We start from the raw sequence: 12,533 nt of genomic DNA, 5'->3' as shown, positions 1-12,533 counted from the left end.
GAATGTTGAATCAGGGATATCTTACTTTGGAAACGGGAGAGGTATTTGAAGGGGTGCTAATTGGCGCCGACCAGGATTCTCTTGGAGAAGTAGTATTTAATACAAGCATGACCGGATATCAAGAAATTATTACGGATCCTTCGTACGCAGGACAAATTATTACATTTTGTTACCCAATCATTGGTAATTACGGGGTCAATACACTGGACGATGAAAGTATTTCCCCAGCTTTATCCGGGGTAATCATTGGGGATTTATGTGAAACTCCAAGCCATTTCCAGTCCATTCAAAAATTTTCCGATAAGCTAAAAGCCGCTGCTGTACCGGGAATTGCAGGAGTAGATACTAGGAAGCTTGTGAAAACCATTCGCAGCCGAGGTACGGTTAAAGGCTATCTAAGCAAAACAAAACAGTTTAATTTTACTGGGGATAGTAAAGAACCGTTATGGGTGGATCAGGTATCCACAAAAAAGATTCAATATTTCAAAAATAATGGACCGCATGTCGTGTTAATGGATTTTGGTTATAAAAAATCCATCCTAACCGCTCTCCAGGCAGAAGGATGTGCGGTCACTATTGTACCGTATAATACAACATTTGAAAAAATGAAATCGATCAATCCGGACGGTGTTCTCTTTAGTAATGGTCCTGGTGATCCTATGGAATTGAAAAAATGGTTTCCGGAGATTCAAAAAATCAGCCAACACTTTCCATCATTAGGAATCTGCCTAGGACATCAGCTAATCGCACTTGCTTTCGGAGCAAAAACAGAAAAATTAGCCTACGGGCACCGCGGCGGCAATCATCCGGTAAAAGAACTTGAGACCGGTAAAGTAAAAATTACCGCCCAAAACCATGGTTATGTTGTTAAGGATGAAAGCATTGACGAGAAAGTGTTTGATGTGACGTATCGGAATGTGAATGATCGTTCGATTGAGGGCCTGAAGCATAAATATTATCCGATTCGAACTGTGCAATTCCATCCCGAAGCCCATCCAGGGCCAAGTGATACCGAATATATTTTAAAAGAATTTGTAGCTCAGATCGCTTCATTAGGAGAGACACGTTATGCCGTTAAATAAGATGCTAAAAAAAGTACTAGTAATAGGATCAGGACCCATCGTGATTGGGCAGGCGGCAGAATTTGATTATGCCGGAACTCAAGCCTGCATCGCTCTTAAAGAAGAGGGCATTGAGGTCATTTTAATCAACAATAACCCGGCCACGATTATGACTGATGAAGCAATCGCTGATAAGGTCTATATCGAGCCGTTAACGACAGCCGTTATTGAAAAAATCATCCAAAAAGAAAAGCCTGATGGCATTATTGGGACATTGGGCGGTCAAACTGGCCTGAATTTAACCGTTCAACTGTATGAACAAAATATACTTGAAAAATACGATGTTGCTCTTTTAGGCACTTCAGTTGAGTCCATTAAAAACGGTGAAGATCGCGAACGATTCCGCAATCTGATGCTAAAAATTGGTGAACCAATTCCTGAATCAGCCATTATTCATACGTTTGAAGAAGGCGTACAATTCGTTAATGAAATTGGATTTCCAGTTATTATTCGTCCTGCCTACACCCTTGGCGGGGAAGGCGGCGGTTTTGCCAACAACCACGAAGAACTAGAGGTGGTTTTGAAAAAGGGGCTTGCTGCAAGTCCGATTCACCAGGTATTGGTGGAAAAAAGCATCAAAGGCTGGAAAGAAATTGAATATGAAGTAATGAGAGATGCTAATGATACTTGCATCATTGTTTGCAATATGGAGAACATGGACCCAGTCGGTGTCCATACGGGGGATTCCATCGTGGTTGCCCCTTCACAAACTTTGACTGATGTACAATATCAAATGCTTCGTGATGTATCCATTAAAGTCATCAGAGAGCTTGAAATTATCGGTGGCTGTAACATTCAGTTTGCTTTGCATCCTGAATCCAATCAATATTACATCATTGAAGTCAACCCAAGGGTCAGCCGTTCATCAGCCCTTGCCTCAAAGGCCACAGGCTATCCGATTGCCAGGATGGCTGCAAAATGCGCGGTTGGATATCACCTTGATGAAATTGTGAATCCAATAACTGGCACTACTTTTGCCTCCTTTGAGCCGGCGATTGATTATATTGTGGTAAAACTGCCGCGGTTCCCGTTTGATAAATTTCCTGAAGCTGACCGCACTCTAGGTACGCAAATGAAAGCAACCGGGGAAGTAATGGCCATTGATCGGACCTTTGAAGGTGCGTTAAACAAGGCGATCCGCTCCATGGAAATGAACGTATATGGTCTTTGCAGGGAAATCAACCATTCTTTATCAGAAAAAGAATTGTTTGGACTTCTTGAAATAGCCAATGACCAACGGCTCTTTATCATTGCCGAAGCGTTCAGACGCGGGATCAGCCTGGAGAGAGTTCAGCAATTAACCGAAATTGATCCATGGTTTTTACACAAAATTAGTTCAATCGTTGCTTTGGAAACGGAATTGGCTTCGTATCAATGGACCACTGTCCCAGCTTCTCTACTGAAAGAAGCTAAACGAAATAACATAGCCGACAAGCTGCTATCACAAATTTATGAGGTTCCGGAAAAACAAATTCGAACGAAGCGAAAGGAACTTGGCTTGCTGCCGGGATATAAGATGGTTGACACCTGCTCAGCAGAATTCGATGCTGCTACACCCTATTATTACTCAACATGGCACGGATTCGATGAGGTGGAAACGACTAACAAGAAAAAGGTTCTCGTAATCGGTTCCGGTCCAATCCGTATTGGTCAAGGAATTGAATTTGACTATTGTTCCGTTCATGCCGCAAAATCCCTTAAGAAAAAAGGCTATGAAGCAGTTGTCATCAATAATAACCCAGAAACAGTCAGTACGGATTATTCTGTAGCAGATAGCTTGTACTTTGAGCCACTGGCTGCTGAGGATGTACTTCATGTAATCGAAAAGGAACAGGTAGAAGGAGTACTGATTCAATTTGGCGGTCAAACGGCGATTAACCTAGCCCGTGACTTGCAAGAGGAAGGGATTAAGATTCTCGGTACAACGGTTGAAAATGTAGACCGATTAGAGGACCGGAAAGAATTTTATCAGTTGCTTGAGGATTTGAACATTCCTCATATTGAAGGAAAAACCGCCTCCCATCCAGAGGAACTGGTTGAAGCTGCTTCCAGCTTAGGCTATCCAGTATTAGTAAGACCATCCTACGTTATTGGCGGTCAGTCCATGTTTACGATTTTTTCTGAAGAGGAATTGACTAGCTATTGTCAACAGCTTGAGAAAAACGCTCATGAAAAAATGTGGCCTTTATTAGTAGATAAATATATTCCTGGTCTTGAATGTGAGGTTGACGTCATCAGTGATGGAAAGCAAATCGTTATCCCGGGAATCTTTGAACATATTGAAAAAGCGGGTGTGCACTCGGGTGACAGCATTTCAGTGTTTCCTCCGATTTCTCTTACCGATGAACTAAAAGAGATGTTGATCGATTATTCGGAAAAGATTGCCATCACAGCTCCCGTTATTGGAATCATGAATATCCAATTTGTTGTTTATGAAAACACAGTTTATGTCCTAGAGGTTAATCCACGATCTTCAAGAACGGTGCCCATCATCAGTAAGGTGACAGGAATTCCGATGATTGAATGGGCAACCCGAATTCAACTTGGAGAGACCCTTTCAGATTTATCAAAGTATGTAGGATTACTTCCAGAACCAGAATATTTTTCTGTTAAGGCTCCGATCTTTTCAGCAGGAAAGCTAAAGGGTGTTGACCATGTACTTGGGCCGGAAATGAAGTCAACTGGAGAAGTGTTGGGTATGGCACTCAATTACCAGGAAGCCCTTTATAAAGCGATGCCACCTATGAGTAAAGAGCCGTCAGAGAATTATTTACTTTGCTCTATTTCAGATCGTGAAAAGCCAATCAGCCTGCCTATATTTCAAGGGCTTGCCAAAAGCTTTAAGCTAGCCGCAACAGAAGGGACAGCTGCCTATTTTCAAAGTAAGGGCATCCCTGTCGAAAAAATTGTAAAAGATGAACAGGATGTACAAGAGCTTTTCCGAAATCAAGCGATACAGGCTGTCATAAATACACCAAACCAGGGACGAAACAAATTGAAGTTTGGATTCCAAATCCGTGAGCAGGCCATCCGTTTTAAGGTACCGGTTTATACTCACCTAGACACGGTTCAAGCCATAAAGGATTTGAAACCAACTTCCCTTTCATCTATAAACGTTTATTCGGTAAGCGAATTTTACCATTTATCCGAAAGAGGTGTCGTAAATGCTAGAATCCATTAATCTGCAGGAAAAAAATATAACAGAGCAATTCAATTTTAAAGGGAAAGACTTTTTACAGCTTTCCGATTTCAGTACAGAAGAAATTCTCTATATGTTAGAAGTTGCTTTAGAAATGAAAGGACAACAAAAGCAAGGTAAATCACTGCCTGTATTAAATGGTAAAGTGTTGGGGATGATTTTTGAAAAATCCTCAACCCGTACAAGGGTTTCTTTTGAAGTTGGCATGCTTCAGCTTGGAGGACATGCGATTTTCCTAAGTTCAAAGGATATACAGCTCGGCAGAGGCGAGAGTATATCTGATACCGCAAAGGTGCTTTCAAGATATGTGGACGGCATCATGATCCGTACCTTTTCACATGAATCTGTTGAAGAATTGGCAGAACATGCGACAATTCCTGTTATTAATGGATTAACAGACCTGCAGCACCCTGCTCAGGTTTTAGCTGATCTTTTAACGATTCTGGAGCATAAAGGCAAGCTAGCAGGTTTAAAGCTTGCTTATGTAGGAGATGGAAATAATAATGTAGCGCACTCCTTAATGGAAGGTGCGGCAAAAGTGGGCATGAATATTAGTATTGCCAGCCCTCCAGGATATTTGCCTGATGGAGCGATTACGGAAAATGCGATTAAAATAGGTGAACAAACTGGCAGCAAGGTCGTTATTTCTAATGATCCACTTGAAGCCATTAAAGATGCAGATGTTATTGTAACAGATGTTTGGACCAGTATGGGCCAGGAAAAGGAAACCGAAAAGCGCCTAAACGATTTAAAAGACTTTCAGGTTAATGAAGAATTATGCAAATATGCAAAAGAAGATTTTATATTCCTTCATTGTCTCCCTGCCCATCGTGGTGAAGAGGTTACCACAAAGATTATTGACGGTATTCATTCAGTTGTATTCGATGAGGCGGAAAACCGCTTACACGCTCAAAAGGCAATTTTAAAATTATTATTAGGTTAATAGACTTTATTTTTTCGAGAATTTATGTATAATAATACTATCAAATGTATTTTAATTCATTTCTAGTAATAAGGAGCGTTATCATGACAAAGGAAAAAATTGTATTAGCCTACTCAGGCGGTTTAGATACTTCTGTTTCAGTTAAATGGATTCAAGAAAAATATGGCTATGATGTTATCGCGTTAGGACTTGATGTCGGCGAAGGCAAAGATTTAGAAGCGATCAAGAACAAGGCGTTAAATGTAGGCGCCGTTAAAGCCTATATTGTGGATGCCAAAGAATTGTTGGCGAAGGAATATATTTTACCAGCTTTAAAGGCTAATTGTTTATACGAAGGAAAATATCCATTATCCTCTGCGCTTTCCCGCCCACTTATTTCAAAACTACTCGTGGAGGTAGCGGAAAAAGAAGGAGCCCAGGCAGTTGCGCATGGCTGTACGGGTAAAGGAAATGACCAGGTGCGCTTTGAAGTCTCTGTTCAAGCGTTAAATCCAAAACTTAAAGTGGTAGCTCCTGTTCGTGAGTGGGGCATGACACGTGATGAGGAAATTAAATACGCCCAAAAGAATGGGATTCCAATTCCGGTTGATTTAGACAATCCATTCTCCATTGATGCAAATATTTGGGGACGTGCCTGTGAGGCAGGTGTGCTGGAAAACCCTTGGGCAGAGCCACCTGAAGCTGCATTTGATTGGACCAATCCAATTGAATTAACACCAGATGCACCTGAATATCTTGAGATTGAATTCGAACAAGGCGTGCCAGTGGCCTTAAATGGTGAAAAGCTCCCTCTTGTTCAATTAATTGAAACGTTAAACGAACTTGGCGGCAAGCATGGTGTCGGCCGTATTGACCATATCGAAAATAGATTAGTAGGAATTAAATCCCGTGAAGTCTATGAAAATCCAGCTGCCCTTATTTTAATTAATGCCCACAAGGAATTAGAATTTTTAACTTTGCCTCGCGAAGTCACTCAATTCAAAACCCAGGTGGAGCAGCAAATGGCAAAAATCATTTATGAAGGCCTTTGGTTTTCTCCATTAAAGGCTGCTCTTGATGCCTTTATTGAGGAAACACAAAAGGTAGTATCTGGTACAATTCGTGTTAAGCTTCATAAAGGGAATCATACTGTTGTCGGCCGTCAATCCGTCCACAGTTTATATAATGAGGAACTGGCGACTTATACAAAAGGTGACGCATTTGATCATAATGCGGCTGTTGGTTTTATCAAATTATGGGGTCTGCCAACCAAAGTGTATGCTGAGGTAAATAATAAAGAATCTATTTTAAAATAAAGTCGGAGTGCCCTCGAAAATTGATTCGAGGGCAGTCTTCTTAGTATTAGGAGGAGTAATCATGTCTAAGCTATGGGGCGGACGCTTTACCAAAGAAACGAACAAGCTCGTCGAAGAATTCACTGCTTCGATATCCTTTGACCAGAAGCTGGCCAAGGAGGATATCGCCGGAAGCCTGGCACATGTGCAAATGCTGGGCCAATGTGGTATTATCCCGTTGGACGATGTTGAAAAAATTAAGCAAGGCTTACTGTCTATTAAAGAAATGGTCGACCGTAACGAGGTTGAATTTTTGGTAGAAGATGAAGATATTCATATGAATATTGAAAAGCTATTGATAGAAAAAATTGGCCCTGTCGGTGGAAAATTGCATACTGGTCGAAGCCGGAATGATCAGGTTGCCACTGATATGCATCTGTATCTGCGCACAAAAACGCTAGAATTGATCACCTTAATGGAGGAAGTGCAGGGAGCCATTCTCAATCAGGCAAAGGAACATATCGAAACGTTGATTCCAGGCTATACACATTTGCAACGGGCGCAGCCAGTTTCATTTGCCCATCATTTAATGGCTTATTTCTGGATGTTTGAACGTGATAAAGAAAGATTGACAGATTCCTTGAAACGGATTAACTGGCTTCCGCTTGGTTCAGGGGCATTAGCAGGCACCACCTTCCCGATCGACCGAGAACTCGTTGCGGGATTACTAGGATTTGAAACGATTTATCCCAATAGCATGGATGCCGTAAGCGACCGTGACTTTATTCTGGAATTTCTGTCCATCGGCTCGATTATCATGACCCATATTTCCCGCCTGTCGGAGGAATTGGTCATTTGGTCAAGCCAAGAGTTTCAATTTGTCGAACTGGATGATTCCTTTTGTACCGGTTCAAGTATCATGCCGCAGAAAAAGAACCCGGATGTGCCAGAATTACTGCGTGGGAAAACAGGCCGTGCATATGGCAATTTGATTGGGTTATTGACGGTATTGAAAGGCTTGCCGCTAGCTTATAATAAGGATTTACAGGAAGACAAAGAGGGCATGTTTGATACGGTAGAAACACTAGAAGGCTCTTTGAAGCTGCTTGCTCCGATGATTGAAACGATGACTGTGAAAAAAGACGTGATGCGCAAAGCGATCAATAATGATTTCTCCAATGCGACCGATATCGCCGATTATTTGGTTCGCAAAGGGCTTCCGTTCCGCGACGCACATGAAGTAATTGGGAAAATTGTTTTATATGCCATTCAATCTGGCAAGTTTTTGCTGGACTTAAGCATGGAAGAATACGAACAATTTAGTCCGTTGTTTGAATCAGACATATACGAGGTTCTTGCTCCAGAGCATGTTGTAGCTGTCCGTAATAGCTTTGGCGGAACCTCGCCGTCCCAGGTACTTGAGCAAATTAAACTGGCCGAGGCGAAATTGGAAAAATAAGTTGAAAGAATGCCACCCGCTTGTGTGATGCGGGTGGTGTTTTTTTTATAATATAGCCGTTTTATCTACTTGAAATGTGAATATTATCCTAAACTCATAAGTGCATAACTTTATCGACTTGAAAACGAAGTATATCAAAGTAAAAGAAGGTCTTATCAACGAGAATTGGGCTATATCAACGCAAAAGAGGATCTTATCAACGAGAATGGGGGTCTATCAATATAAAGAAGGAAATATACGATAGGTTCATATTTTTTTAGGCGAATAACTGAAGTTCTTAACACTAAACCACAGGGGCACAAAACAGGTTCATCAATTGGAAGGAAAAGAATGGTTGATCATAAATCACTTTAATATTGACATTTCAAGTAAATTCAGATAATATTTCATTTAAATATTGGAAATTTAGTGAAAAGTCAAATACATATCTCTTATCCAGAGCGGCGGAGGGACTAGGCCCTATGAAGCCCGGCAACCTTCAAGGTATTCCTTGAAAAGGTGCTAATTCCTGCAGGTATTATTACCTGAAAGATAAGAGGAGGAACTAGCCCTCTTCTTATGAAGAGGGCTTTTCTTTTAGGCTGTGTTAAAGGTCAGTGTTGATTTTTTACACTCTGTTGATTGTAGCGGAAGATGCGAAGACTCCTCGAAAACGCTATCGCATTTCCTTCGTGCGTGGGCAGATTCAAGGAAGAAATTCAATGTCCTGTGGGAGTACGGTACTGGAGAGACCCCACAGGTGCAAACGCCGAGGAGGCTCGCCGAAACGCCCACGAACCGCTTGCATCTAGAGTGGAAATCAACAGACAAGTTTAACCGAGTCTTCTTTAAAAAAAATACGTGGAAAGGGTGAACAGAAAATGGATGTTATTAAGGTGGCGATACTAGGTTTTGGAACGGTAGGGGAAGGGGTATATCGGACAATTCAAACACATGGGGATGAGTTGCAGGCTACATTGGGAAAACGCGTAGAAGTTGCTTCCATACTCGTCCGCAATAAACAGAAGTCAAGGGATATTAGAGAAGAGGTTCTGGTAACGACAGACTTTGAAGAAATCCTGCAGTTTCCGCAGTTAGATATTGTGTTTGAAGCAATCGTTGAAAAGGAACCGACTTTCACTTATTTAAAACAAGCCATTCAAAAGGGCTGCCACATCATTACAGCCAATAAAGAAATGTTTGCCCACCACGGAGAAGAGCTGTTGAAATTAGCAGAGGAACATCACGTATCAGTTGGATTTGAAGCTACAGTGGCCGGTGGGATACCGGTGATTCAAACACTGGGTCAGTTATTAAAGATTAATCGTGTACAGTATATTCAGGGCATATTAAATGGTACATCCAATTTTATCTTAACGGAAATGCGTGAGAAAAAGCTGTCCTTCCAAGAGGCACTGACTCAAGCACAAGAAAATGGTTATGCAGAAGCAGACCCTACCAATGATGTCGAAGGCTTCGATGCCTTCTATAAAAGCATGATTCTTAGCAGAATTGCATTTGGCGAGCAGCCGAATTGGCAGGAAGTGGAACGGGAAGGGATTACTTCGATTACGAGTGAGTTAATTGAAACAGCTGAACTTGCAGGATTAAGGTTTAAACATGTTGCCAGCATTCATAAGGCGGGAGATAATCTAACTGCCATTGTAAAACCAGTTGTTGTTGGGAAAGAACATCCTTTTTACCATGTGGAAGGGGTGGAAAATGCAGTTAATGTCCATTCAGATATCGTCGGCAGGATTACATTGCAGGGCCCTGGAGCTGGAATGTTTCCTACCGCCAGTGCCATGATTGAGGATTTAGTATATGTTTGTCAAACGAACTCATCTGGACCTCGACCTGAAAAATCTGGCACTGCCACCATTTCAGATAAAAATAATGAAACGAAACAACAGTGGTTGATTCATGGTCATGTGAAAAATTATATCCACCCTTCGATTACATGGTTAGAGCAAATTAACGAGACAACTTTTATAGTTGAAGCTACAAAACGTGATGTCGATCAGTTGAATCAACAGGAACAATCCCTACGTTATTTCACCATTCTTGGAGAATATGAGCCAATAAAAAAACCAGTAAAAGTCTTATAAGCAGGAGCACCGAAATAGAAAAGGTGCTCCCGTTTAATTATCCAGGGATTTATCCACAGCAGGAGTCCTGCGAGGAGAGTGTTCCACAAGATTATCCACATTATCCACAAAAAATAGGTTCAGGTTCAGTATTTAACTATTCACAAATTAGAATTCCCCGATAATCAGGCTTGACAATACATTTCGATCGATATCCACATTATCAACATTATCCACAGTTATGATTGATAACAGGAAGGTAATCTAGTTCACAGTGTATTCATATATACACTATAAATATGTTAAGAAACTGTGAAAACCGTTGTCATTTTAGTAGCTGCAGAGTATATTAAAAGTGTAGAGGAGATAGTGAAAGCAATCACAAACTCCACTACAGTCGACAGCTAGCTGAATACTTCCTATCATTTGATTTACAAAAATTGGGTATGAACTCAAAAGTTAATAGGAGATGATTGTGATGAGATGGTATAAAACCCCTATCGCAGCAGTTGTTTGGACAGTGTTAAGGATTTGGCTTGGATTCCAATGGATCGAGGCTGGTTATCATAAACTAGTAGGTGGATTTGATGCTGGAGGCTTCTTAAAAGGGGCACTAGCAAATGCAACAGGTGAACACCCAGCCGTTCAAGCTTGGTATGCTGACTTCTTACAAAGCTTTGCCATTCCAAATGTGCATATCTTCAACGTATTAATTCCATGGGGTGAGTTACTTGTAGGTATTGGCTTAGTCGTAGGTTTGGCAACTATTCCAGCTTTAATCGCAGGTGCATTCATGAACTTAAACTTTATGTTAGCCGGAACAACTAGCACTAATCCTATTCTTTATACAGCAGCCATGATTCTATTATTCGCAGGCGCGGGAGCTTATTACTTCGGTCTTGACCGATTCGCCGTACCATATGTTAAAAATGTATTAAAAAAGGAACCAGTTAAAAATGGTAACACACACTAACGGTTTTACCAGGTTCTAAACTACCTCCCCCTTGGAACCTGTTGAAATAACATTTATTCCCCCTTATAAATAATTGGAAAGAAGCAGGGCGTGCCTGCTTCTATTTTTTTACTTTCGACCGCGATTTTGAACACGTTGGTTAGCTGCATTAGCCCGAGCAAGTGCTTCTAGATCTGCTCCATCAGCCATTTCTTTTGAAAATTCTACGTCATTGCCGTCAGATTTCATGTTTTTTGGCACCTGTGGAAGTGATGCTTTGTTTTTATCGCGAGTTTTATGTCCATGTGCGCGACCCATTATAAAAACCCCTTTCAATTGTAAGCAGTGGTGGGAGCATCATCAGCTCCCTTTACTAGCTTTTACAAAAGCGAAGGGGGTCATTAATGGAAAAAAATTTAATGCTTATAATTTAGTTTTCCGGTCAGTAAATCCTCCAGCCTTATCAGCCATTTTAAATTCACGTTGATACAGAACTTCCTGTGTGCTTGATAAAGTATACTTGAAGCGATTTTTATCCTTTTTCTTATCTCCCATTTTTCTCATTCCTTTCAAACTTAACTGTAGTTTTATGTAAAAGTGGTACAATTTGTACCCACTTCCATTTTTACCTTTAAAGGGGGGATTGATACGGATTTTTTAAATATATTTTTCAAATCAAGTTATGGTAAAGTAAGGGAGAGGTGAAGAAAATGGCCATTATAACAAAAATCACCACGCAAAAAAACAACGCTGATCGGTTTAATATTTTTATGGACAAGGGGAAAGGCGAGGAATTTGCCTTTAGTGTCGATAGTGATGTTTTAATAAAATTTCAGCTAAAAAAAGGCATGGAACTTGATGAGTTTTCACTTTTAGAGATTCAATATCAAGATGACATACGTAAAGCCTATAACCTAGCTGTTCATTTTTTGGCTAGAAGAATCAGATCGGAAAAAGAAATCAAGGACTATCTTTTGAAAAAAGAAATGGAAGAACCCGTAATTAATGAAGTCTTACATAAATTAACCGAGCAAAAATACATTAATGATGAAGAATACGCCTTTGCGTATGTTAGAACACAAGCTAATACAACGGATAAAGGTCCTGGGGTCATTAAGCAGGAGTTGAAGGAGAAAGGAATTGCTGAAAAAATCGGCTCTTTGGCTTTAGAGGAATATTCTATTGAACAGCAGATTGAAAAAGCAATGAAGCTCAGTCAAAAGTTTTTTAACAAAAATTCCAAGGATTCTTTTAGAATCCAGAAACAAAAGTTTGAACAGATGCTGTTAAGAAAGGGTTATTCTTTTGAAGTCATCCAACTGGCCTTGAGGGAAACGGAAGACTCGAATAAGGATGAAGAATTTGAAGCAATTAGGTATCAAGGAGAAAAAATCCAAAGAAAATATTCGGGGTACAGTGGATTTGAATACGAGCAAAAGGTCAAACAAGCCTTATACCGAAAAGGCTTTCCAATTGAACTAATCGAGCGGTATTTATCTGAAAGTAAAGAATCATGACG

General features: G+C 40.6%; 10 protein-coding genes and 1 riboswitch. Of the genes, 8 read left to right on the top strand and 2 right to left on the bottom strand.

All coding sequences use genetic code 11. The features are described from left to right. Nucleotides 1-5 precede the first annotated feature (5 nt). From ACI3K6_RS11680 to ACI3K6_RS11650, 7 genes are all read left to right on the top strand, one after another. The gene (locus ACI3K6_RS11680) at nt 6-1,082 is read left to right on the top strand and encodes a carbamoyl phosphate synthase small subunit (protein WP_435555235.1); all 1,077 of its coding nucleotides are present in this window, start codon (nt 6-8) and stop codon (nt 1,080-1,082) included. After that, nucleotides 1,069-4,302, top strand: a complete 3,234-nt coding sequence (carB, locus tag ACI3K6_RS11675) for a carbamoyl-phosphate synthase (glutamine-hydrolyzing) large subunit (RefSeq protein WP_435554957.1) — start codon at nt 1,069-1,071, stop codon at nt 4,300-4,302. The genes ACI3K6_RS11680 and carB overlap by 14 nt, the downstream gene beginning before the upstream one ends. Beyond that, nucleotides 4,286-5,263, top strand: coding sequence for an ornithine carbamoyltransferase (gene argF / locus ACI3K6_RS11670; protein WP_335479662.1), 978 nt, complete (start codon nt 4,286-4,288; stop codon nt 5,261-5,263). Before carB ends, argF begins: the two co-directional genes overlap by 17 nt. Before the next feature lie 83 nt (nt 5,264-5,346). After that, nucleotides 5,347-6,558 carry an argininosuccinate synthase gene (locus tag ACI3K6_RS11665; RefSeq protein WP_435554956.1) on the top strand — a complete coding sequence of 404 codons (1,212 nt, stop codon included), beginning with the start codon at nt 5,347-5,349 and terminating at the stop codon, nt 6,556-6,558. Between the two features lie 61 nt (nt 6,559-6,619). After that, nucleotides 6,620-7,996: an argininosuccinate lyase gene (gene argH / locus ACI3K6_RS11660; RefSeq protein ID WP_435554955.1), complete on the top strand. Its 1,377-nt coding sequence runs from the start codon at nt 6,620-6,622 to the stop codon at nt 7,994-7,996. 428 nt (nt 7,997-8,424) lie between these two features. Beyond that, nucleotides 8,425-8,534, top strand: a riboswitch (SAM riboswitch). Nucleotides 8,535-8,856: 322 nt separating this feature from the next. Then, nucleotides 8,857-10,083: a homoserine dehydrogenase gene (locus ACI3K6_RS11655; protein WP_435554954.1), complete on the top strand. Its 1,227-nt coding sequence runs from the start codon at nt 8,857-8,859 to the stop codon at nt 10,081-10,083. 457 nt (nt 10,084-10,540) lie between these two features. Then, complete coding sequence (locus ACI3K6_RS11650) at nt 10,541-11,035, top strand: DoxX family protein (protein WP_335476762.1); 495 nt, start codon at nt 10,541-10,543, stop codon at nt 11,033-11,035. A gap of 108 nt (nt 11,036-11,143) precedes the next feature. Here the strand turns inward: ACI3K6_RS11650 and ACI3K6_RS11645 are convergent, their stop codons facing one another. Next, nucleotides 11,144-11,332 carry a YfhD family protein gene (locus tag ACI3K6_RS11645; RefSeq protein ID WP_335476763.1) on the bottom strand — a complete coding sequence of 63 codons (189 nt, stop codon included), beginning with the start codon at nt 11,330-11,332 and terminating at the stop codon, nt 11,144-11,146. Nucleotides 11,333-11,437: 105 nt separating this feature from the next. Continuing rightward, on the bottom strand, nt 11,438-11,569 hold the full coding sequence (locus ACI3K6_RS11640) for a YfhE family protein (protein ID WP_335476764.1): 132 nt from the start codon (nt 11,567-11,569) through the stop codon (nt 11,438-11,440). Nucleotides 11,570-11,724: 155 nt separating this feature from the next. Here ACI3K6_RS11640 and recX point away from each other — a divergent pair, with 155 nt between their 5' ends. Next, on the top strand, nt 11,725-12,531 hold the full coding sequence (gene recX / locus ACI3K6_RS11635) for a recombination regulator RecX (RefSeq protein WP_435554953.1): 807 nt from the start codon (nt 11,725-11,727) through the stop codon (nt 12,529-12,531). Nucleotides 12,532-12,533: the final 2 nt, after the last annotated feature.

The sequence above is a fragment of the Neobacillus solisequens genome, from assembly GCF_051233465.1.
Taxonomy (GTDB): Bacteria; Bacillota; Bacilli; order Bacillales; family Cytobacillaceae; genus Neobacillus.
Note: the sequence above shows the minus strand (reverse complement) of the source record. Positions and strands in the feature narration are given on the sequence as shown.